The organism is Bacteroides sp. 1_1_30, from assembly GCF_020982715.1.
In the GTDB taxonomy this organism is placed as follows: Bacteria; Bacteroidota; Bacteroidia; order Bacteroidales; family Bacteroidaceae; genus Bacteroides; species Bacteroides xylanisolvens.
Genome location: NZ_JAJKHN010000034.1, coordinates 43,512 through 67,156 on the forward strand (window position 1 = coordinate 43,512; position 23,645 = coordinate 67,156).

Annotated in this window: 14 protein-coding genes and 1 pseudogene; 2 read left to right on the plus strand and 13 right to left on the minus strand. The window is 41.6% G+C overall.

Going from position 1 to position 23,645, the window contains the following annotated elements; all coding sequences use genetic code 11:
• Window positions 1-8: 8 nt before the first annotated feature.
• From LPH68_RS12065 to LPH68_RS12090, 6 genes are all read right to left on the minus strand, one after another.
• Window positions 9-2,579 (minus strand): glycoside hydrolase family 2 TIM barrel-domain containing protein, encoded by a 2,571-nt coding sequence (locus tag LPH68_RS12065; protein WP_052587922.1) that lies wholly within the window; start codon window positions 2,577-2,579, stop codon window positions 9-11.
• An 18-nt stretch (window positions 2,580-2,597) separates the two neighbouring features.
• Entirely contained in the window at window positions 2,598-3,479 is an 882-nt protein-coding gene (locus LPH68_RS12070; protein ID WP_230296943.1) for a glycoside hydrolase family 5 protein, read from the minus strand.
• 259 nt (window positions 3,480-3,738) lie between these two features.
• Complete coding sequence (locus LPH68_RS12075; protein ID WP_004298397.1) at window positions 3,739-4,911, minus strand: glycan-binding surface protein; 1,173 nt, start codon at window positions 4,909-4,911, stop codon at window positions 3,739-3,741.
• 29 nt (window positions 4,912-4,940) lie between these two features.
• Window positions 4,941-6,704, minus strand: coding sequence for a RagB/SusD family nutrient uptake outer membrane protein (locus LPH68_RS12080; RefSeq protein WP_151922845.1), 1,764 nt, complete (start codon window positions 6,702-6,704; stop codon window positions 4,941-4,943).
• 12 nt (window positions 6,705-6,716) lie between these two features.
• Window positions 6,717-9,968, minus strand: a complete 3,252-nt coding sequence (locus LPH68_RS12085) for a TonB-dependent receptor (RefSeq protein WP_004302610.1) — start codon at window positions 9,966-9,968, stop codon at window positions 6,717-6,719.
• 119 nt (window positions 9,969-10,087) lie between these two features.
• A complete protein-coding gene (locus LPH68_RS12090; RefSeq protein WP_004302609.1) occupies window positions 10,088-11,065 on the minus strand; it encodes a glycoside hydrolase family 5 protein in 978 nt (325 codons plus the stop codon).
• 310 nt (window positions 11,066-11,375) lie between these two features.
• Here LPH68_RS12090 and LPH68_RS12095 point away from each other — a divergent pair, with 310 nt between their 5' ends.
• Window positions 11,376-13,373: a DUF2961 domain-containing protein gene (locus LPH68_RS12095; RefSeq protein WP_151922846.1), complete on the plus strand. Its 1,998-nt coding sequence runs from the start codon at window positions 11,376-11,378 to the stop codon at window positions 13,371-13,373.
• Here LPH68_RS12095 and LPH68_RS12100 read toward each other — a convergent pair.
• Window positions 13,370-14,353 (minus strand): calcium/sodium antiporter, encoded by a 984-nt coding sequence (locus LPH68_RS12100; RefSeq protein ID WP_008646632.1) that lies wholly within the window; start codon window positions 14,351-14,353, stop codon window positions 13,370-13,372. The genes LPH68_RS12095 and LPH68_RS12100 overlap by 4 nt on opposite strands.
• A gap of 126 nt (window positions 14,354-14,479) precedes the next feature.
• Here LPH68_RS12100 and LPH68_RS12105 point away from each other — a divergent pair, with 126 nt between their 5' ends.
• On the plus strand, window positions 14,480-16,330 hold the full coding sequence (locus tag LPH68_RS12105) for a mechanosensitive ion channel family protein (protein WP_151922847.1): 1,851 nt from the start codon (window positions 14,480-14,482) through the stop codon (window positions 16,328-16,330).
• A gap of 136 nt (window positions 16,331-16,466) precedes the next feature.
• Here the strand turns inward: LPH68_RS12105 and LPH68_RS12110 are convergent, their stop codons facing one another.
• The 6 genes and pseudogenes from LPH68_RS12110 to LPH68_RS12135 all read right to left on the minus strand — a co-directional run.
• Window positions 16,467-16,952, minus strand: coding sequence for a hypothetical protein (locus tag LPH68_RS12110; protein ID WP_055234439.1), 486 nt, complete (start codon window positions 16,950-16,952; stop codon window positions 16,467-16,469).
• A 19-nt stretch (window positions 16,953-16,971) separates the two neighbouring features.
• Window positions 16,972-17,625 carry a hypothetical protein gene (locus LPH68_RS12115; RefSeq protein WP_055234436.1) on the minus strand — a complete coding sequence of 218 codons (654 nt, stop codon included), beginning with the start codon at window positions 17,623-17,625 and terminating at the stop codon, window positions 16,972-16,974.
• Between the two features lie 47 nt (window positions 17,626-17,672).
• On the minus strand, window positions 17,673-18,863 hold the full coding sequence (locus LPH68_RS12120) for a class I SAM-dependent methyltransferase (protein ID WP_192920477.1): 1,191 nt from the start codon (window positions 18,861-18,863) through the stop codon (window positions 17,673-17,675).
• 69 nt (window positions 18,864-18,932) lie between these two features.
• Window positions 18,933-19,712 (minus strand): M15 family metallopeptidase, encoded by a 780-nt coding sequence (locus LPH68_RS12125; RefSeq protein WP_009038870.1) that lies wholly within the window; start codon window positions 19,710-19,712, stop codon window positions 18,933-18,935.
• Window positions 19,713-19,923: 211 nt separating this feature from the next.
• Window positions 19,924-22,827 (minus strand): DUF6493 family protein, encoded by a 2,904-nt coding sequence (locus tag LPH68_RS12130; RefSeq protein WP_151922848.1) that lies wholly within the window; start codon window positions 22,825-22,827, stop codon window positions 19,924-19,926.
• Between the two features lie 13 nt (window positions 22,828-22,840).
• A pseudogene (locus LPH68_RS12135) lies at window positions 22,841-23,575 on the minus strand (DUF6493 family protein); the annotation flags it as partial.
• Window positions 23,576-23,645 lie beyond the last annotated feature (70 nt).

Here is a 23,645-nt window from a genome sequence, read left to right on the forward strand (position 1 = left end):
TGTTCTGTTTAATAGGGTGATTGAAGATTCCAGCCTTTTACAATAACTGGAGATTCCAAATTTATTTTTAATATTTTTGATTCCTGTGGGTTAAGCCATATATAGTTCTCCGAAACGATAAGTTGGTCCATTTTTTCTGGTACTTCTACGTGTACTCCGATAGCAGGGTGCTTTCCTGTATTTGTTAAAGTCACCATATTACCTGTGCGTTCCATTTTAATTTCTGTTTGGGGCATTGATACGATGGAGCCCGGACGTACTTCGTAATTGGTAAAGTAATAATTCCGATATATGTTTTTGTTATCTTTGATTATGTCCAGAACAAAGAATAGCATGGTCGATTTGGTTTGTTCTCTATTCAGATTTATTTCTCCTAGTTTTTTGACGACATTATCATCGCCGATACCGTTGAAAGTATGGGTGGCAACAGTATCTAGTAATGCATTGTATATAGACACTTTGACTTGATAAGGTTCTTTCTCTAATGTTTGGCAGTCATCAAGTAGATAGACAGGAAGACTGACTTCTTGACTGGCAAGGTTGCTGCGGTCAAATAGCATGACTGCTGCTAACGGGGCAAAAGACTTTTGCACAAAATAGTGAACGGGTTTTATGATACCATAATAGTCTACACATGACCATGATACACCAGGATAGTTATCGTTCATCTTATAATAAAGTGCTCCGGTAGTATGAGGCCATAATGTGCGTGCCCGTTCTAATGTATGGCGTACTCCTACTACTTGTGCTAACTGTGACCCGAGTATGAAAGAAGCCAGCGAGTCCTTCGGCATAAAATAACCGGAATATTGAGTAAGTTTCTCTATTTCTCTCATCGTTCCGAAGATAGGAGTGTGGTGCGTGAAATTACCGCTCCTTTGGGGAGGCCACACTTCTTTTTCCTCGTCCAAATATCTACGCACTGTCTCGATGTGAGGCAATGATGCTATCCCAAATTCTCCCCAAAAAGGAGCGGTCATATTCAAATTGTGATTAAGATGAGCATCGTCCCACCAGCAGTTGTAATTGTGCAGGCTGCCTCCCCAGGCTTCCCCACGATGGAAGGGACGTGTTCCGTCAAGTTCTATACTAAGTCGTCCCATCATGTCAATTGCAGGTCCGAATGGTTTATCTGATTCATTCCCTGCTCCCCACATAATAAGAGAAGGGTGATTTCTTAATCGTTTGGTATTTCTTTCCACTGTTTCTTGCAGGATAGTGTACGGTTGCGTGTTATGGCTATTCCAGGCCGTTGGCCATTCTTGCATGACTAAAATACCATATTTATCGCATAATTCGTAAAAATCATCGGTTTCGGGCATTCCTCCTCCCCAGGCTCTTAACATTTGTATGTGCTGGCTTTGGGCTATCTGGAGCAAATGCTCGTATTTATTTCTTGAGAAGTCCATTAATGCATCCATAGTGCACCAGCCTGTTCCTTTTATGAACATCGGCTTGCCATTGATGACGAATGTCCAGTTATAATAATCTTCTTTAGCACCATCAATTAATGGTCTCATCTCAATAGTCCGTATACCGAACGACGTTTTTATATGGGCTGTCTTCCCTTTTTGTGGAACGAAGAATAGGTTGAGGTCGTATAGTGATTGTTCTCCTCTGTCATTGGGCCACCAAAGATGCGGATCTTTGATTTGAAAGTCTAAAGATAAAGTTTCCTGTTTTTTCTGACTATTTATGTCGAAACGATAATATTGTGTTATTCCTTTGAAGTTCTTGGGAGATACTTCTGCATATAATACTCCTTTTAATGGAGATGATTTTTTATGCAGATCAAGAGTTAAGCGCATTTGACCATCGAGCGAACGAGTAGCGATGAAGGGTGATTCTATTTCTACTGCGGCTTGTTCTTTTAATTGAACACTACGCCAGATTCCTAATGATGGGATTTGTGCATAATGCCATCCATAAACGCAATTGAATACAACTGTATATTTCCAACTTTCATTTGCGTTGGGAGGCCAGTTGCCCAGAAACATTTGAGGGATGGCTTCTAGTTTTACTATGAGAGTGTTTTTATTCTTTAAATAGTTACCTATTGAAAAATCGGGCCCTCCGAACATACCTTCGTGTGTTCCTAAAAGTTTTCCATTGAGCCATATTGTACATTTGTTAGCAATTCCGCCAAAAGATAATATACAGTGAGATGAGGGGGAGTCTAGTTCGAACTCCCGCTTCATCCACCATGTCTTGTAAGATTGTTTTTCTGCAATAGAGTCATTCTGTCCGATGTATGGATCGGGTATGATTCCATTTTCTACTAATGCGGTGTGAATACTACCAGGCACATGGGCAGGTATTTGATCTGTCCAGATAGTGTGTAAACGTTCTTTTTCAGTTCCTCCTTCTGCCAGTTGCCAGGTTCCGTCCAAAAAGATGTTTGCAGGAGTATCTCTGACAAGAGGAATATTTCCTGTTTCAGTCATCTGTATACCTTTTACTTCCATTGGAGATAGCTTTGCTGCAAAGCTTTCTCTGTCTATCTCATCCATTGATTTTTGTGCAATAACCATTGGAGTGGATAGCAGTAAAGTGATAATAGTGATGATTCGAGTTCTCATGGACAGTATTTATTCTGATTATTGTTGTGTACTTTTATATTTCAGGAGCGTGCTTAATTGCGGACGATCCTGTGTGTAATTATTGGTCGGTTGGACAGATAAGGGATAATCACCCCATCGTGGACCGGCAGACCAGTAAGTTCCGTTTATTCCATTTTCTTGTAGATATTTAAGTGCTGCATCAAGAATATCCATCCAACGGCCGTCAGTATCAGGTATACCATATTCACCAACGAATCCACGTTTATTATTTTCTTTCAGCCAGTCAACAAAAGGTTTCAAACGAGCCACCCCTGTTTGAACGGTTGCACCATCTTCATCATATCCTTTATTATAGTTTCCGGAAGAATCCGAATCGAAATATATATGTGCCTGGAATATCAGGTTATTACTTGGATCTGTAAGAGTTTTCAGATTGTCACTGCATTCTTTCCATCGTCTGGCAGAGCTGAATTCGTCTCCGCTAACTATGATGGTCGTTTTAGTATCTATAGTGCGGATGGCATTAATGCAGGCTTGGGCTATGTTAACCCATGGTGTCGACGCCAGCATTTCGTAGGGCTCATTCATGATGTCGTAACCCCAGATATTTTTATAGTCTTTAAACTCTTTTGCCAGTTTCTTCCATACGTCACAGAAATTGTCAACAGTGCATCGTGCATTACCAATGATTGCATATTGATTATTTTGTGAACTTTGACCGTCGCAATATACACAATATCTTCCAAAGTTATGCATATCCAGAAGTATCTGTATGTTTCTATCTTCAGCGGCTTTGACGAATTTCTTCATTTTTGCCAGCTCTGTTGCATTTAATTCCCCATTCATTGTGGGTTGTATACGTTCCCAACGAAAAGGAAAACGTACCAGATAAAGGCCTTTGGCTTTAAAGTAATCCAAATCTTTTTCTGTGGGATAACCATAGTGGGTACCATCCACCCCCGGATACACATTCCCAAATTCAGCTCCTGACAGGTTAACTCCAAAATAAGCTGTTTGTTTGGTTGAGGCTCATCACTATTTTCTTCTTCGTCTGATTTGGAACAAGATGAAAATAGAAGTGCTACAATCGTTACTAATGAAAATAAGTCTTTTAGCATAAATCGAATCTTTTTGATTATGAGGGAACGCCCATATTAAAGCGTTCCCTTTTTTATTTTTACTTATGAACAAATCTGAAATTACACATACTTAAATCAAAATCCTGTGCAGATTCAGGAGAGAATATGATTTTGAAAGCTGTGTTGGTACTGGGATCGATGGAACTGGGCAACAATGATTCTGTGTCAGCACTGATCCGTACTGTTTGCCATCCGCCATAAGTATTGACCGGAATTCCTCCTTTGGAAGGATACCATCCATAATCTCCTAAGATGATACGCGCTTGGGCTGATATCGGGAATTTAGCTCCAGTACAGATTTCAAATCTTAAATCGTATGATGAAAGATCTGCGGCTACTTCTGCTGGTACAGTAATATATCCGGCCCACATAACCATCCATCCCCAAGCTTTCACGGAATTATTGAATCGAATATATTTTCCTCCTTCTACTAATGGTTCCGGTTGTCCTTCTAATGTGCCGTCACATAAGAAATTTTTCGGGGCATCAGGGAATTGGCTGGAATGTGTAAAAGCACCGCTTCCCGGCCAATTATTGAAATCAAAAAGTTGAGATACTCCCGGATCCATGTATGTGAGCTTGTATGCTTCATCCATATTGGCTCCTTTTATAGTAAGGGTAGATTTCGGAGTGGCATTTGCCGGGATTTCTATTGTTAGTTCTGTACGAGTGGCATCGATTACATTTACCGGTAAATTACCTAGATTAACAATTGCTTCTTCGATTGTAATACCGTAAAGGTCAAAGTTGTCACCTGTAATAACTGTCGTATCTCCTGGTTGGGTAAATTCATTCTTGAGTCCATTGATTGTTAAATCAGGGATGGAAACAACAAAAGGAATACTTAGTTCTCCGTGTTTGGTTGTAATATAAATCGTGTTGGTCACTTCTTTAGGAAGTGCACGGGGAATAGGTGCGAGAAGCATATCGTAGGTCGAATATACCTCCTTGCTGTCCACTTCGATATCATTGAATTTTAGAGAGGTGATGTCTCCGAGATTTGTTCCCTCAATTCGTACTACTTGTTCGAAATTCGCTCCCTCAATGGGAAATTCAGCATCTGTTGCCAAAACAACTTTGTCTACAGTCGGAGCACCTGTTGACGGTTTGTTTTCTTTGGCTTTCAGATCGTCGACTTCAACAATATCCGTACAGGATGTTAAAGCAAATATGGATGCTGCGATTATTGCAAAATATTTTATTTTCTTCATAATCTGTTTTATTACATGGTTATAAGTGATTAATCCCAGCCAGGATTATTCTCATTAATTCCTTGGTTCGTCAGGATTTCAAGAGTCGGAATCGGGAATAGCAGATGTTTACTGGAACGTTGTTTTACGTTATTGGCTTCATCCATTCCGCCTAGAGCATTCATTGCCTGCAAATAAATTCCCCAACGTATTAAATCCCAACGACGATCGCCTTCCAAGGCTAATTCCATTGCACGTTCTTCAAGGATTGCAGAACGCAGGCTGGTTTTATCTGTAAAGTTTGCCAGTTCTTTACCTGTTGCGTTACTACGGGTGCGGACATCATTTAAAGCGTCTACCGATTCTTTTGTCGGACCATTTAATTCATTAGCTGCTTCTGCAAAAATTAGAACAACATCAGCATAACGTAAAAATGGGTAATTGGCATCTGTTCGAGGTTGAGTCTGATCGGCTATTTGTTGTGAATATTTGGTCGTGAAAGCGAAGAACTGTTCTGATCCTCCTTCATCACATCTCCATCCGGAGGTTACTTTAGGATTATCGAACGGAGGTTCTTTGGCTTCAACCATACGTTGCCATTTCCCAAAGTTCGGATAGTATGAACCACCCCCCCAACTTGTATCAGAGTTCTGACGTATCCAACAATGCAACACTCCCTTGTCCACGCGGTAGTCTTTTTCTTCAAATAATAGATACCAGTGTTTTCTACATCCTACCGTTAAGCTATTGTCTATATTTCCTGCTGCATTGAGTCTGCCACAGTAGTGCGAGCTGAATAATGTACCGTATAATTCATCACCGGACTTAGTTTGTAAGCTGAATAAATGTTCGCTACAAGTCTTGCCGGAAGGAGACCAAACCAAATCATAGTCCTCAAGTTTGTGTATTCCATATTCTCCTCCTATTATATCTCCTGCAATTTCGTAGGCCAGTCTATAATATTCTTGAGAGGAAAAGCTTTCGTAACCGGCAACTTGATCCTTGGAGAATGTTGTCGGAACAGGTTCTGTATATACTTTGGTCATAGTGCCGTTTACATTCTGCATGACAAACGGTGCGCCGGTTTTTACTGTTATTTGTTCTCCGGTAGCCATGGACGCAGAGCCGATAGTCGCATATACTTTGGCTAACAAACCTGCCGCAGTTGCAGCACAGACTCTTCCGGGTTTAAATCCATTGTCCGAATTTTTATAAATCATATCTTTGGCGTCTTTAAGCAAAGGTATGATTGTTTCCGTGTATACTTGTGCAATTGGAATGCGCGGATTATTAGTATATTGCCCGGATTCGTTTACACTGACGGAATAAATAGGGATAGCTCCATAAGCACGTACCAGATAGAAATATGCCCATGCTTTAAGAAAATAGCATTCTCCTAATGCATTCTTTTTAAATTCTTCCGATACATTTTGCATCTTGTTGATTTCAGAAACCGCTATATTTGCCCGGTTAATCAAAGAGTACATTCCGGTCCAAAGTACATCGGCTTGTCCGTCACCTCCCTGGAAGTTACCACTTCCAAATTGGCTGAACTGCCATACTGCACCGGAAATATAGTCACAGTCATAATCCAGCGGACGTGGGAAACTACCGTATCTGAACATGGCTTCGTGTAATGTGTTATATACTCCTGTTACCCACATGTCGGCACCGTTATCAGAATCCTCAACATCTTCAGGGACAATGAAGTCGAAAGGCTTTTCTTCGATCATACTTTCGCATGATGTCATTACTGCTCCGGATAATAGGAGGCTGGATGCCATCAGATATATGAATATATTTTTCTTTTTCATTATTTCTTGAGATTATAACGTTAATTTAAAACCTATTGAATATGTTCTGCTGCTTGGATATGAGAAAATATCAACTCCTCTTCTGGAAGCGTCAGAACCAAAGGCGTTTACATCCGGATCAAACCAACTATAACCTGTAATCGTGAATACGTTTGTTACTGTACCGAAAACAGACAAGTTGCTAATTCCTTTTATGACTGAACCGAAATTGTAGTTTAAGTTGATCGTTTTTAGTCTGAAGTAAGAACCATCTTCTACATAACGGTCGGAGAGTTTCATGTCACGGGTCATTGCAGTAGTGACGCGAGGCCATTTGGCGTTAGCTGCATTCTCTGGTGTCCAGCGGGAATCATAAGCATCTTGAGTGATGTTTGCAATACTGCTCATTCCGATATTTGTCAAGTTACCATTAAAAATATCATTACCATGAGTACCTTGGAAGAACAATCCCAGAGTCAGATTTTTCCATCGTAAATTGGCGTTCAGCCCGTAAATAAAGTCTGGATTAGTATCACCGATGATAGCTCGGTCTTCTGACGTTATTTTTCCGTCATTGTTTTTGTCCAGGTATTTGATTTCACCGATCATTCTGCGAGCCTCATCATCAGATGCTTTGGCATATATTGGATCTGCACGGACTTCTGCTATATTATCATAGAAGCCGTCTTCTATATAGCCGAAGAGTGTTCCGATAGGTAATCCATTTCTTTGCAGAAAGACTTCTTTGGCACTATACCATAATTGGTTAGCATATTGATCGGCCGTTAAACCTCCGATTTCATTTTTATTAAAAGAGATGTTACCGTCGAAGTCTAAGGTCCAGTCTTTTTTATCTAATGCAATGATTTTACCGGTTAGCTCAAGTCCTTTGTTTTTTACATGACCGAAATTCGTCCACATGGTAGTATAACCGGTACTATTCGGTATAGATACATTTTGTAGCAGGTCATTAGTTTTTTTATAATAATAGTTAGCGGATAAACTAATCCTGTTATTCCAGAATCCCATGTCGAGTCCGACATTATATTGGTCGGTTGTTTCCCATTTGAGTTTGTCATTCAAAGGACCTTTGTAAGTTTGTCCTGCAAATCCACTGCTCAATGTTCCGTCGAGAGGGTAATTGGATGGTGCAAGTGAAGCGATGGTCTGGTAACTGCTGATCGCTTGATTACCGGTTTGACCGTAGCTGAATCGCAACTTTAAGTTACTGAATATATTTAGGTTTTTGATGAATTCTTCTTCAGATATAGTCCATGCTACTGCTCCTGAAGCGAAGTTCGCGAATTTATTTCCGGGAGCGAAACGGCTTGAACCATCACGACGGAACGATGCTGTGAAAATATAGCGATCCTTGAGTGTATAGTTGGCGCGTCCTAATAAGGAGACTAGAACTGCTTGTCCTCGATAGCTGGCTGGTGTCTCAATATTTAACGCCTGGCTCATATCGAAGTCCTGTGTGATGTCAGTCGGGAAGTTGGACGCATTCATTGTTTTGCCACCCCAGTCTGATTTTTCGTAAGTGAAACCGGCTACTACATTGAGATGATGTAGTTTGTTGAATGTCTTATCGAAAGTAACCAATGATTCTGCTGTTAAGTTCTGCCAGAAATTGTCGCTTTTACCAGCTCGTCCGTTGGAAGCTTTACCTTCTCCTGTTTCACGATTGTAGTAACTTGCACGATCGTTTACTGAATAACTGATACCTAGATTCTGACGGAATTTCAAACAATCAAGGATTGTAATTTCGGCAAATGCAGAAGTAAATACATTAATTGATTTCAGTTCATCTTTAGCTGTATTAACGTATGTACGTGGATTGGCTGATAACCATGCATAAGAATCATCTTCTGTCTTGTCCCCTACATATAATGTTGGTAAATAAAGCATAGCAGAGCGGATGATACTATAATCATAGGAATTTGACTTGGCAAACTTAGTTAACGAACGGGTAAAGTTGATATTTAGTCCCGTATTTAACCAGGGTTTCACATGGCTTCCAATGTTGGCACGAACAGCAAAACGTTCATAACCTGAATTCTTGATGATACCACTCTGGTCTGTATAGTTGCCTGAAAATGCATAGTTGCTCTTTTCATTTCCTCCTGATACACTAAGATTGTATTCCTGTGTTAATGCATCTTGTAAGATCTCGTCCATCCAGTTGGTGCCTTCTACCCATTCTTTATTGCCATATTCGTCTTCACGATAACCCGGATTGAGATAATCTTCTGGTGAAGCATAGTATTTACCGGAGTTAGGAACGATTTTATCGTTTTCGTCGCGACGGTAGTTCCATTTTCCACGATAAGGCAGGTATGAATAGGGAAGATTGTCATAAGCAGCTCCGTTGATTACACCTTCATTTACATAATTAGCATAAGTGTAAGCATCCAGCATTTTGACCATTTTGGCTATTTTGGAAAGTCCGAAGTTGGCCGAGAACTCAACTTTGGCATCTCCGGCACGACCTCTTTTAGTGGTAATTAATACGACACCATTAGCTCCGCGAGAACCGTAAATGGCTGTTGCAGAAGCATCCTTCAAAATATCGATTGATTCGATGTCATTAGGATTGATTAATGAAAGAGGATTGGTTGTTGAGTTATTGCCTTCATTTGCTTTACTACTTGGAGTGTCTCCTACTTCAAACGGAATGCCGTCGACAATGTAAAGTGGTTGTGAATTTGTAGAAAATGAGTTGGCACCACGGATGGTGATACTTACGCCTGAACCGGGAGCACCGTCACTCTGGTTTACTTGTACACCGGCTAATTTGCCTTGTAAAGCTTGGGAAATACTGGTAGGATTACCAAGCATCAAGTCATCACTTTTAATAGAAGAAACAGCTCCGGATAAATCTTTTTTCCTCATTGTACCATAGCCGATAACTACTACTTCATCCAGAGATTGAGTATCATCTTTGAGTGAAACATTGATTGTTTTACGGTTTCCTACAGTGACTTCTGTTGTTTTATAACCGATAAAAGTGTACTGAAGAACAGATTTTTGGCTTTCTACTGTTATAGTATATTTACCATTTAAATCAGTGATGGTACCATTATTCTTTTTAACTCCTAACTCAACAATATTAACTCCCGGAAGAGGTTCACCTTTGCTGTCTGTTACAGTACCTTTAATCTCAATACCTGCTGCTGAGGCAGCTGTATTTATCATCCAGAACATAATCAAGAAGAGCCAGACTCCTTTTGATCCTTTTAACATCCGCACTTTTGAGCGGGGAAAAGAAAAGAGATTCTTTTTCATTTTTCTCAAATTTAAAATTAACTTTATTATAAAATTTCGTAGGTTTATTGTTGATGCAAAGCTAGTAAATAAGGAAAGTAAATAATTGACGTTATTTACCTAAAACTGATATTATTTTATCATTCTTTATTTTTATAAATATGTGAGTTGTATTGTCGGATAAACTTACGACTTTGGCGTCCTGCTGGTTTTATTAAAGACTCATCCCATCCTCCGTTTTTGCTTGCTCGCGGGAGAATCATAGAGCAAGTTTCGTTCTTGTCTGAAATGGACCAGTTAACCCAGCTGATCTTTTTACTTTCCATCCATTCTACCCAACGGGTCCATTCCGGTATATCTAATGGCCCATCGCCAGTACACTCCATTCCTGCACATTCTGAAACAAAAATGGGAATTCCTTTTTCCCATGCCGCTTCAGCTCTATCCCGTAACTCTTGTTTATGAGTGGCGGCATAGAAATGGAGGGTATACATTATATTATTGAATCCTTTTAAAGGACTTTCTGCTACCAGGTGTAAATCTTGATCCCAGTGTGGACTGCCTACAAGAATAATATTATCAGGATCATATTTGCGTATTTCAGAGATAATATCAGTTGCATATTCTTTCACGCTTTCCCAACTGTCTTCCATGGGTTCGTTATATATTTCATAAATAATATGAGGATATTTTCCGTATTTCTGTGCCATCATCGAGAAAAATGCTTTCGCTTCTTCTTTTTGCGGATAATAAGTATGCCAGTCGATTATTATATAGAGGTCATTTTTTATCGCTGCTTTAATCACTTTATTCATGCATTTTAATGCAAATTCGGGATTTTCAATGTAATTGTCTTCAATAACTGTCCCCATTGCTGCACGTAAAACGGTGCATTTCCAATCTTTTTTCAACCATTTTACAGATTGTTTATTGTAAAATCTAGGCCATAGATTGTGCCAGCCATAACTAACCCCTCTTAAAACAATAGGGTCTCCGGTTTGATCGCATAATTGATTGCCTTTCACTTGTAGTTGTCCCCATTGTTTTACAGGATTTTTACTGTAACTGAATAATGATATCATGGAGAATAAGGTGATAAACAAAATGACTTTCTTCATTTTCATAATAAATTAGGTATAACATATAAGATGGACGTTGCAAAGTAAGCACAAAAAAAATATGTAAAAAAGTGCTTTGTTATCATATACTGATACTTTTCTTACTATTTATTTCAAACAAGAGTATATTACCTTATTATATATACAAAAAGGGATTAAGCCGGGAAATAAATATGATAACAGATGGTTTGAAGGTCGAAATAGTATATTGATTTGATAATAAAGTGGTTGTATGCTTATATAAGTTGCCGTACTTTTATGAATTAAATTTTATAGATAGATTAATGTTTTATTTTATATTTATCACCTTATGAAAAAAAGTATTTTTTTAGTTTGTTTGGTAGTTTTCGGGGTTGTGTCATTGTCGGCAATTGGTCCGATAGTCTCTGTATCACGGTTGGGTTGGCAAACCGATAGTATATCTTATGGTATATCACGAATGGTTGATATTGCATCTTTGCCCTTGTTAGATCGTGGAATTTCGGTCCATTATGAAGGCAGCATTGATAAAAGAGGAAAGAATGCCGACTGGGATTGGAGTCTTTATCAGGACCAACGTGGAGAGTGGGTAATATTTGATGTTGATGGTCCGGGATGCATTTATAACCTTGTACAACATCGCTATATGAGTTCAAGTGATCCGCTCTTCCGTTTTTATTTTGATGGAGAAGAAACACCTCGTTTTAGCTTGCGTTTATCTGAATTCGGAGAAAAAGAACCTTTTATAAAACCTTTGGCTGAAAGTTATATTGGTCCGTTTGATAACGGAAGAGGGCCCATACGTGTTGCACGGGGTTTTGTTCCAATGTCGTTTAACAAGGGATGCCGTGTAACTACCGATGTGAAACTGGAAGGTTATGAAAGAACCAAAGGTGAAGGAGGTTGGGGACATGTTGTATACCACACTTATGCGGACAATGGTATCAAGACCTTTACCGGGAAGGAGAATTATGATACTTTGATACAATTATGGAAGAAACAAGGAAGCAATCTTTTGTGTAAAGATCAATTGGCATATCATCGTAAGTCGGAACAAAAGATCAATGCTGGCGAGTCCATTACTTTATTGGATGAAAAAGGAGAGGGAGCTATTGGTTCTTTAAAATTTTATCTTCCGGAGATTAATGAGCAGCACTTGCAGAATGTATGGATTCATATGTTTTGGGATGCTCATCAACAACCCGATATTTCTTGTCCTTTGGCGTGTTTGGGAGGTAATTCTTTGGGCTTTCACGATACCAACTATCTGCTGTCAGGATATAACACATACGGTTGGTTTTATAATTATTTTCCAATGCCATATTGGAAGCATGCGAAGATAATAATTGAAAATCGTAGTGGTGTTCCTGTTTCTTTGGGATTTTCTGAAATAGCAGTTTCCCGGTCGGTTTATCCTACATTTAATACCGGGTATTTTCGTAATACACCATATTATACGAGAAAATATGTGGCAGGAACAGATAGTCCGATAGCTGCTATTCAAGGAAGAGGGAAGATGGTTGCTGCCCATATTACATGTCACGCCGAACGCTCACATATTATTTCTTGTGAAGGGGATGTTCGTATATATATTGATGGCAAACGGACTCCACAAGTTGAGAGCGACGGTTCTGAAAGTTATGTTTGTTATGGCTGGGGATTTCCGACTCCGCCCGAAGTGCATCCAATGGGAGGGTATGACGGTCTTTCGGATAACCCATGGTCAATGACTCGTTTTTGTATAGGCGACAGTTATCCTTTCTATTCAGAGTTGAAGTTTGGTATAGAGTCGGGAGAATATAATAATCAGTATTTGGAACATTCGGGTACTATATTTTATTATGGTCAAGATAAAAATGTACTGGTGAAGACTGATAGCTTGGATTTAAGTTCTTCGCATTCCATTAAGCAACACTCTTATAAAGCTATGGGTAATGTACGAAGAACAAAATTGGAAAGTTTCTTTGAAGGAAATGAGGATAGTATTTTATATGTAGGAGAAATTGTCCGGTTTGAAAATTTTAGTAATTTTAGAGTGAACATATCTTCTCAAAATGAAGGAGTGCGTTTGCGTAGGTTGAGCGATCAAAACGATGCTCGACAAGCAGCCCGTGTTTTTGTTGATGGCGAAGAAGTTACAGAACGTTTATGGTATGTAGCTGATAGTAACCCTTATAAACGTTGGCTGGAAGATGATTTTGAAATTCCAGTCAGGTATACTAAGGGGAAGAAATCATTAAACATTCGTATTGTACCAGTTTCTATGTTTGAAGAAGGAAATTTTACTTGGAATGAAGCTGAATATCAGGTGTTTTGTTATATTATTTAGGTATTATAAATTAATACTACCGTGTACGCCACATAACAAAGTATCATAATCGCTCCTTCGATTCTTGTAATTGTTCTCTTGGCAAAAAACAGTCCGAATAACCAAAGCAGAATACCGGAACCTACTAATGTAAACAGGTCGAAATTGGTGATTCCACTAAGATGGAGAGGAGTGATGCTCGCGCTGCATCCCAGTACAAAGAATATATTGAAGAGGTTACTACCAATCACATTTCCAATGGCAATTTCCGGATTTTTCTTTAATGCGGCAACGATAGACGTAGCCAGTTCCGGAAGAGAAGTCCCTCCTGCAACCAGTGTCAGTCCGATAATCGATTCGCTGACACCCAGGTTGCGGGCGATGCCCGTGGCACCGTCGACAAACAACTGCCCTCCATAAATAAGGGCGGCCAAGCCTCCGATGATATAAAGAATGGATTGCCACCAAGGCAGTGATTTGATTTCTGTTTCCTCTTCTATGACCGGATGTTCTGCTTGTTGTTCCATTGTAACCGGCTTGGAAGCGATGGCAAAAGTGTAGCCCATGAAAATGACAAAGAAGCAAAGCAACAACAAGCCGTCTACTCTGTTCAGGATATTCTCCGGAGCTTTATCCAAAAATACATCATTGGCACAAATCAGCAAGACAATAGAAGAAAGTATGCAGAGCGGAATCTCTTTTCTAAGTGTATTGCGGGTGATGACAATCGGGGCGAATAATGCCGTGCAGCCTACAATCATCAATGTATTGAAAATGTTACTTCCCACCACGTTGCCTATGGCAATATCCGCGCTTCCTTTGAGAGCAGAAGATACACTGACCGTCAGTTCCGGGGCAGAAGTACCGAATGCAACGATGGTAAGTCCGATCACGATGGGAGGGATGCGGAAACGCTTGGCTACCGAGGCGGCACCGTCTGTTAATCCGTTAGCTCCTAGAAGAATGAGGATTAATCCCCCGATAAGTAATAATATATTCATGCTTTTTCTCTTTTAGTGGCAAAGATAATCAATTTGGAAATGGTAATGTCAAAAACAATCTGTATGTTTGCTCTGTTTTTTATGAAAAGTTAGATTAACCTTAATTATAATCAAGGAATATAAGGTATGGAAATAAATAAAATAAAACGGTCGTTACTGGTGTTGTTCTTTTCTTTCCTGGCAATCGGGGCGCAAGCACAGTTGGAACAGGCGGTTAAGAAGATATTTGCCGGAGATACAATAACGGGCGGACATGTTCCTTTGAAGCGGGATTCGGATTCTATCCATCTGGTGAATATGCGGAAATCATTGGAAGAAGCCCGGCTCAACGAGGCGAATATGCGGATGGAAATGGAGCAGATGAAGCTCCAGATGGCTACCGCCGACTCCGTAAAATATGCACAGCAGCGACAGCGTATCGACTCCCTGCGGCAGTTCACTAAGGGCATGCCGGTAGTGGCGGACGGTGATACCTTATTTTACCTTTTCACCAAACGTGGCGGATATACTCCCCAGCAACGTGCACAGATGACCGGTGCAGCGATCGAAGAAATAGGAAGACGTTTTAATCTGAAACCCGATTCTGTTGCTATTGACCATTCGGACATTGTTTCCGATTTGATGTACGGCAGCAAAGTACTGCTTTCTCTTACCGATCAGGACGCCTTGTGGGAAGGAGTCTCTCGTGATTCGCTGGCTAAAGAAAGACAGCAGAACGTTGTCGCCAAACTGCATGAGATGAAAGCGGAGCACGGACTTTGGCGAATGGCAAAGCGTGTGCTCTATTTTGTGTTGGTAATTGTAGGACAGTATTTTCTGTTCCGCTTGACCAACTGGTTGTTCCGTAAACTGAAAGCGCGTATTTTGCGTCTGAAAGACACGAAGATAAAACCGGTATCTATCCAGGGATATGAATTGCTGGATGCGCAGAAACAGGCAAACCTGTTAGTATTCCTGTCCAGTATCGGGCGGTATATACTGATGGGATTGCAACTACTGTTTACCGTACCATTGATTTTTATCATCTTCCCGCAGACAGAAGGGTTGGCATATCAACTGTTGGGATATATATGGAATCCGATTCGCGGTATCTTTGTGGGTATTATCGACTATGTGCCCAAATTGTTTACTATCATCGTTATCTGGTATGCCGTGAAATACTTGGTACGTCTCGTCTTGTATCTGGCACGTGAGGTGGAAGCAGGACGGCTCAAAATCAACGGCTTCTACCCGGACTGGGCGATGCCGACTTTCCATATCGCTCGTTTCCTGCTCTATGCATTTATGATTGCGATGATTTATCCTTATCTCCCAGGTTCCGATTCCGGAGTGTTCCAAGGTATTTCGGTATTTGTCGGATTGATCGTTTCGCTCGGATCAAGTACGGTTATCGGTAATATTATTGCCGGACTGGTGATTACTTATATGCGTCCGTTCAAGATGGGCGACCGGATCAAATTGAATGATACCACAGGTGATATCATCGAAAAAACTCCTCTTGTCACCCGTATCCGGACTCCTAAAAATGAGGTTGTGACTGTTCCCAATTCATTTATCATGTCGTCTCATACAGTAAACTACAGTACTTCAGCCCGTGAATATGGATTGATTATTCACTCGGAAGTATCTATCGGTTATGATGTTCCCTGGCGGCAGGTTAATCAGATATTGATTGATGCTGCGTTGAACACTCCCGGTGTGGTGGACGATCCGCGTCCGTTTGTGTTGGAAACTTCGTTGAGCGATTGGTATCCGGTCTATCAAATTAATGCTTATATCAAACAGGCAGATAAGATGGCACAGATTTATTCGGATTTGCATCAGAACATTCAGGATAAATTTAATGAGGCCGGCATTGAAATCATGTCACCGCACTATATGGCAGTTCGGGATGGAAATGAATCGACCACTCCCAAGGAGTACCAAAAAAGCAATAATCCTTCTAATAAAGCCGGAGAAGAAAGTAAACCTGAATAGTTTTTTCAATTTATCCATCGTACCCATTCATTCGGCAATTAGTTTTTGTTCATAACATCCGTTACACCCAGAACCGTCTACTATATGAAAGTTGTTTTTTGTCGAACATTTTTACACTATAGTGTTTGGGTTGCATTTATTGGGGATACTTGCTACTGTCGTGTTCTGTATAATGAATATCAAAACGTCCGTTAGTCAGCCGTTTGCCGTTACCGAATGTGACACTGATGATTTTCATTTCTGTGTCGAAACGGCTTATGAAAGCTGTTCCGTCTTCCAGCTCTTCTCTTCCGAACTCTATATCGGTAATCGTTGATTCTTTGCCTTCTTGGGGCGATAAAATAGTGAAAGATAGATTGATACCGGGCTTTACTGAAACATTAACGGAGAGTTTATCTTCTTCTGTGTAATAGTAGAATGAATCATACGTCCATACATACGAGTGTCCCCAATTCAGGTATCGCCCTCCCACATAAACCCAGCCGTCCATCAGGCAACCAAATGTGTTGGCTCCTGTAGTGGTGGCAGAAGGCAAAACGGTGATGTCGATCGATTCGTTTTCCGTTTCTTTACAGCTCCAAAAGCTGATGATGGAAAAGAGAATGAGTATATATTTCTTCATAGTGCTTTTTTAGTGGATGTTAGAAATAATAGGATAATCCCGTAGTGATGTTTAGTCGCGTGAGGTTGACATCATCATTTGAATTGAGTTTTACAGTAACCTTTTCTTCGTGATAGTAAGTCCTCATTCTAAGTAGTTCGCTATACATATATTGTACTCCTAAACTGACTCCCAAGTTGGGATTCAGCTTATAGGTAAGATTTGCATTAGTGAGGAGACCGATAGTGAAGGCTCTCACTTTTCGTGTGTTGCCGAATACCTCGCTGTTGTTCCGTAGAATGACTCCGCCGGGGCCGGTCGTCACCCGGATTTGCCAATGTTTGGTATTGGCATTACACATTCCGATTTGCGTACCGATGAAATGAATCCATAAATGGTCTTTTCCTTCAAGATGGCTTCCTTTGGAAGAAAATCCGGTGTAGATTCCTCCGAAGACAAAGCGTTTGAGAGGACGGAAGTGGTATTGTCCATCCCAGCTTACGCCTTGTGCAAGTGTACGTTGGTAGCTGTGAGTACTTAGCGTTAGTGTGGGAGGATTATGAAACATCACACCGTAGCCGGCATGAAACGAGAACTCATGTCGCTCAAAATCTCTCTGTGAGAAAAGCCGAGTATGACAGGACAGCGTGAATACGATTAATAATAGAATCGCTTTTACGGGTGTTTGATTCATCGGGATTAGTTTAGATTGTGTTTCTTTTTGCAAAAATAGCAAATAGTTCAGACTTTCTCGCAGCGGATGATGACTTTTTGCCCATTATTTAATGTGCTGGCAAATAAGTAAGTATCTCCTCCTTCTGTCAGATGGAGCCGTTTGCGAAGTTCGGCCACTGTGGCGGGAAAGTTGCGGACAGTCACATTTGCTTTTTTCAGATCTGCCAGATTCTCCTTTACTTCTTTTTTATTGAAACTGCACTGGTTGACAATGCGGAAGATTCTTCCGGGGAAGTTTTCAATGAAAGAATCGGAGATATAAAGATGACTGTTGGGGTGCAGTTTCCGGACGGGGTAGGCTGCGGCAATGCTGCGGAAGGCACCGGCTTTCAGAAGAGATGCATTCGGCTCGTAAAGGTAATTTCCTAAAGAATCGGTATAAGTACATTGGCTACGCTGCTCCTGTTCGCGGGTGAATACGAGGTGTTGTTCTTCTTGAGTCCCTTTCGTGAGGAGGTTTACACAATGAATGGCGATTTCCGCCGGTGATGTTTGTCTGAGTAGAATGAGTAGTTCCTTACATTCGTTATTGACGGATAGGATATGAATTTCCTGCGTATGCTTCAGCTCTTTTAGTGCCAATGAAAGATCGAGCATGGGAGAGAGTTTTATCATTACCCGGTTGGCTTTGCTAAGCAGAAGAGCTTCGAGTTCGGCTACGTTCGGTTCGCAGTCGGAGATGGCGACCGTTTTTCCGCCGTGTTCATTGCGGCGGGCAGGGTCGAGGAAGATACAATCTACGGGGGACATTGTTTGCAGATAGGCTACTCCATCCTCATTTCTTACGTTTATATGGTTTAGATTCAGGATGGGAAAGTTGTGTGCCGCTATTTCACAAAGCTCTTCCTGGCGTTCTACATAAGTGGCGGACTTGAATCCGGTGGCAAGAAAAGAACAGTCTATGCCGAAGCCTCCGGTGAGGTCGGTCAGCGAATCTCCCTGAAAAAGACGGGCTTTGTAGCGGGCAGTGATTTCAGAAGAGCATTGCTCTAGCGACAGATGTTTCGGATACCATATCTCTTCTATTTCTCGCCATGAAGGAATCTTTTCGGCGGCAACCTGTCTTCCTGCAATTTGGGTGATGGCAGTCGGCATATTTATATCCGGATACTTTTTAGCTTGTAAAGCTAGTGTACGTACATCGTCCGATGAATGTTCGCGGATAAAAAGTTGAGTTTCGGGGGAGATTTGTATCATGGCGTTATTGTGTTATAGGATATTACAATGAATCGTTGAGCACCGGTTATGATCTTGCTGAGCGCCGATTTATGGTATTAACTTATATTTCTGTCTGGCTACATCCCGGCTGCAAAAATTGAAATGCCACCACTCGCTGGGTAATGCACGAAACCCGGCTTCTTTCATTACTTTTCGCAGCAGTATCCGGTTCTGACGTTCTGTTTCACTCATTTTTCCGTTATGTACCAGTTCGTTTTCGTTTGTGATGTGTGCTTCCACACCTAAATGGTCTACTTGGGTTCCCATAGGTAAAGGCTGCCCTAAAGAGTCTTGAATACTGATGTCTACTGCCAGTCCGTAGTTGTGTAGTCCGCCTCCACGGTTTGGGTTAGAGACATATTTGTATTTGGATGTTCCTTTCACTACGTTCCACATCTTCTTTTGTACCGACATGGGGCGGGCTGCATCGTAAATGATAAGACTATAAGACGGGTGAAGCTCTTTCAAGGCTTTTTGTGCTTCTATAAGAGCGTATGCCGCATCCGGATGCAAATAGGCTTCCGTTAAGTTGTCGTAAAGCACTTCGCCAGTGAAATTATCAGCTTGCGTATACATTAACTTAACAACGAGGCTGCTATCCAGATCGGTTACGTTGACGAGTCCCAGTGAATCCATGTAGAGAGCCATTGCGCTTCGCTTTGGCGGTGGCGGTAAGACGGTGGCACTTTCTTCGCCGGATTGCATATCGTCCGTCGTATATTCATATTCCGTCAGGGCGGGGTTCTCCTTTTCCTTTTGGCTGGAAAAGAAGGAGCATCCTGTCAGCAGCAAACAGAAGATAGCTAAACTATATTTTAGAATAATCATTCAACCTTTTGTATTTAGTGTGCCAAAGATACTTCTTTTTGGCTTTTGCTCCAATAAGCTACCTTTAAATCCTGATTGTTTAAGTGGTCAGGTCGTGCCACTATATTGGCACAGTTATGCCTCTACGTTGGCACAACTTTGCCACTTCGATGGCACAGCCGTGCCAATACGGTGGCACAAAGTAAGAGATTAAGTAGTTGCAACAATCTTCTTAATGTTGGATATTAGCCACTGCTTTCTTCAGATTAGCGACCCCTTTCCAAACATTCAACAGGTGTAAAACCTGTTCGTCTTTGGCTTTGCTGTGGTTGATTGATAACAGTTCCGCATAGATCTCCAACAACTTCTTTAAATCTTTGATCGGCTTTTCCGGAAGTCCGGCCAGCATTGCTACGATTAGACTCTCCAATTCCCGGTTGTGCAGGGGACTGACATTCATCATTTGTTGCTGTATCAGGTCGGTGAGTCTTTTCAGCGGTCCCCAGCCGGTATGTTGATGTGAACCTAAGATTGTACCTATGCGCTTACTGTCTATGCATCCTTTGCCGACACGGTCTATCCAGATTTCGGCGGCATAAGAACGGGAAGTCTTATCTGCTACCAACATACAACTGGCTTCCAGTATGTAAGACGCCTCATGCCAGGTGTGTCTTAACTGATGAAGTGCTTCGATGGTGGCTTTGGTGATGCCTATTTCCCTAACCTCATTTAACATCGGATCGTAAATGGCACTGCGGATACACCATACTAATAATGGTTCCGGCATATTGGGAGTTAACCATGCTAAACGTGGCAAGTCATTTTGTATATCGTCGAAGCGCTCTATCAGCGGATACATTTCGACCACTAACGGATGCGAATCGTATGAATGGTAACTGATTCTCTCATTATATTCATCTTTATTGACGACATGAGAGTTTTTGCTTTCCGGAATATCGAAAGTAAGAGTTGCGGAGGTCCATTCTACTACTTTCTTGTTGTAATCGGTATATGAGTGAGTACGCAGATAAGTTCTCCACGTAAAGTTTCCAGTCAGGAACTCGCGTGGACCTTTATTGTATGAGAAATCTTTGAATTCGGAGTAGATTGTTTCCGGCGACTTGATTAGTCCTGCTGTCATCCACCAGGAAGGATGGGTGAAGGGTGCTTGGGGGAGTACATCTTCTGCTCCCAACAAGAAAGAAAGTAAGCGCTGGTATTCTTCCTTTAAGTCTTGGAGGATAATAGGAAGTTCTTGTGATGAATTATCCAATGCCACTCGTGAGAGTGCTATTTGCATATCCATATCGTCTGGCTCAGTGTTTGCTTGCTGATATTGTTTTAACCTTTCTACCAGGGTTGCCGGAGCGATAAACATAGGAGTATGGGTGGGAGTGGACAATAGGGGTAAAGGTTTCTCTTTACTCTCCAAAAGATCTAGTGTCCGGCATAATAGCTGCTTGTGAACAGGGAACTTCTCTTTTTGGTTCGTTTTCTGACGGATGGTGAGTTTCTGCAGATTACGATAGTTCCATTTACCTTTCTGCAGTTCGTCTTTCTGTACCATTTTCTGATGCAAGTCACTTAGCTCTTTTGCTTCTTTAGGGAAGCGTTTAACCAGTAGTTTTGCATAATCAAGGAGGAAAGTTGCCATCAGTTGGTCTAATAGGCCGTTTCGTGAACTTCCTCCGCTCATCAGTAGTTTGTAAGCGCGTTGAAGGATGGGTGCCCATTGTGAGATTTGTTTTGTGTCCTGTTGGCGGTCCCATTGCACTAAGGCACCGAGTAACAGGTCGAAGTGATAGATCTCGTTCCCATCCAGCACTTGGCTGGCAAGAAATAGCAGGTCTTCGGGGGAAGCAATTTCCTGTATCCGGTTGTCCTCACGGATAATGGGGAGTATCGGTTCATATACGAAAGAGGCGGAATTGTTGTCGGGCTGCTCGGAGTGGGTGGGAGCTGCTTCATTATGGGCAGAAGTATGGCCAGACTCATTATTCTCCTGATAAGCCTTCAGCTCTTTTTTAGTGTTTGCCAACATCGTTTCCGTATATACGGAGAGTGCTTCTCTTAATGTGGCAGATTCTGTCTCTCCATACGTCAGGATCAGTTTGACTATCTTGCTTTGAGTAGATTCTTCCCGGCTCATTAATCCTTGTGCGGCAACACAACAAATGGCGTCACGAAATTCTTTTCTTTCTTTTGCCAGCTTGTTAAGTACGGCCAATGTGTTTTGGTGGACTGCCTTCACATCTGAAGCGAAAAGAACGGAAGTCTGACTTAGAAACTCTTCGATCCGGAATTGCGGATGATTGCATAAGCCCTTCAGCAGTCCGAGCATGATATTGACCGGGCGGCTGTGAGGGGCGGACAGGACGGCTAATATTTCCGGTTGTAACGCGAGTTGTTCTTCTATGCTGGGGGTAAGTGCGGTAAACATGCCTGCAAACCAGCCGCATAGGTTCTTGTTCATATTTCGGTTGACAGCGAGCAGAGATTCTCTTAATACACGCATACGGTCTAGTTTCCCGTTTTCGATAAGATATTTGTAAGGATAGTAGGGGTGTCCGCCATTTCGGTTATCCATCCAGTTCTGTCCGCAGTCGTACTCAAAGAGATACCAAATATGTTCTTTAAGTGTGATTTCGCGTTTTTGCAGTATAGCAGTGGTGTTGATGTAGCTTACCAGATAACCCGCAATGGTTTGTGGAGAAGGTGTCACAGTAAGTATTCCCTGCTCTATCCAATCCATCAGGACTTCGTAATCCATTCCGTAGAAACCGCCGAATTCTTTGCCTTCACCTTCTTTGAAGAAGCTGTCGAGCCAGGAGGGAACGTACCACGGGGTTAATTCATTCAGTTGCTCGGTGTTGATTCCCCATTGGTGTTTACGGAATTCTTTCAGCGAATAGATAACGAGAGCGGTAAGATTGATGATACGATGCTGTGCGGAAGTCCCCCGTGTACCGTATGTGTTCTTGTTAAGTTGCACGAATTTACTGTAGTATTCTTCCAGTTTGTTCAGGCGGGGTACCAGGCTCTTTCGTTCTTCCTGTGTGAGTCCTTGCAGAAAGGGGATGATGGCATCCCCCTGTTGCTTTTCTACTATTTCGTTGAGGCGTTCTTCTAGGGTCATAATCATGAATTAATTATAGTTTGTTGAGTGAAGTGGTCACTTTCTTCAAATTGCTGTTCGTTGCCCATTCTTGCAGGCGTTGCAAGAGTTGTTCGTTTGTAACTTTGCTGCGGTTGATGGTTAATAGTTCCAGATAGAGTTCGAGCAGTTGTTTGAGTCCGGTGACGGGTTTGTCGGGCAATCCGCTGATAAATACAGTGAGCAATTCTTCCAGTTGGCGGTTGTGGAAAGCGCTTCGTTTGTACATGCTTTCGTACACTTGTGTGGTGAAGCGTTTTAACGGAGCAAGTTCCATGTTGATAAGCCGGGCCAGGATTTCTCCTACCCGGTGGTTGTTTATTCTTCCTGTGGAGAGTCCTTCTACCCATAACTCCGCTGCATAGGAACGGACTGTTTTGTCTACAAAAAGCAGCGAGCCGCTTAATAGGAGTAGACTCATTTCTTTGAGCGGGCAATGGAAAGACAACAACATGCGCAAGGCACAGGCAAGGGTACGTTTGCTGTCTTCCTGTGGACTGCCGAAAGCCATGTAATTGGAGATAATCTGGGCTATCAACGGTTCCGGCCGGTTAGGGTAGCAACACAATAGAGGTTCCATGTAGCGGGAGTCATCCATGTTGTATTTGCTGTTAATAATCAGATGTTCCTGCCATAGCTGATGGCTGTTGCGTTCGATATATTTGTGCCATTTGTGAAAATCAAGTTGGAGCAGGCGTCTGTCCGTTTCGTATGAGTTTTCTTGGTTCTTCGTCAAATTTGGTGGTAAATTCTTTATCTCTTTATTTCCAAGTTAATAATTATCCCTTTTTACTCACTTT

What these genes read in the sequence shown, in the direction of transcription:
- LPH68_RS12120 (WP_192920477.1), bottom strand. Translation starts at nt 18,863, where the DNA reads ATGATACAAATCTCCCCCGAAACTCAACTTTTTATCCGCGAACATTCA.
- LPH68_RS12130 (WP_151922848.1), bottom strand. Translation starts at nt 22,827, where the DNA reads ATGACCCTAGAAGAACGCCTCAACGAAATAGTAGAAAAGCAACAGGGG.
- LPH68_RS12125 (WP_009038870.1), bottom strand. Translation starts at nt 19,712, where the DNA reads ATGATTATTCTAAAATATAGTTTAGCTATCTTCTGTTTGCTGCTGACA.
- LPH68_RS12090 (WP_004302609.1), bottom strand. Translation starts at nt 11,065, where the DNA reads ATGAAGAAAGTCATTTTGTTTATCACCTTATTCTCCATGATATCATTA.
- LPH68_RS12095 (WP_151922846.1), top strand. Translation starts at nt 11,376, where the DNA reads ATGAAAAAAAGTATTTTTTTAGTTTGTTTGGTAGTTTTCGGGGTTGTG.
- LPH68_RS12065 (WP_052587922.1), bottom strand. Translation starts at nt 2,579, where the DNA reads ATGAGAACTCGAATCATCACTATTATCACTTTACTGCTATCCACTCCA.
- LPH68_RS12100 (WP_008646632.1), bottom strand. Translation starts at nt 14,353, where the DNA reads ATGAATATATTATTACTTATCGGGGGATTAATCCTCATTCTTCTAGGA.
- LPH68_RS12080 (WP_151922845.1), bottom strand. Translation starts at nt 6,704, where the DNA reads ATGAAAAAGAAAAATATATTCATATATCTGATGGCATCCAGCCTCCTA.
- LPH68_RS12105 (WP_151922847.1), top strand. Translation starts at nt 14,480, where the DNA reads ATGGAAATAAATAAAATAAAACGGTCGTTACTGGTGTTGTTCTTTTCT.
- LPH68_RS12115 (WP_055234436.1), bottom strand. Translation starts at nt 17,625, where the DNA reads ATGAATCAAACACCCGTAAAAGCGATTCTATTATTAATCGTATTCACG.
- LPH68_RS12085 (WP_004302610.1), bottom strand. Translation starts at nt 9,968, where the DNA reads ATGAAAAAGAATCTCTTTTCTTTTCCCCGCTCAAAAGTGCGGATGTTA.
- LPH68_RS12110 (WP_055234439.1), bottom strand. Translation starts at nt 16,952, where the DNA reads ATGAAGAAATATATACTCATTCTCTTTTCCATCATCAGCTTTTGGAGC.
- LPH68_RS12075 (WP_004298397.1), bottom strand. Translation starts at nt 4,911, where the DNA reads ATGAAGAAAATAAAATATTTTGCAATAATCGCAGCATCCATATTTGCT.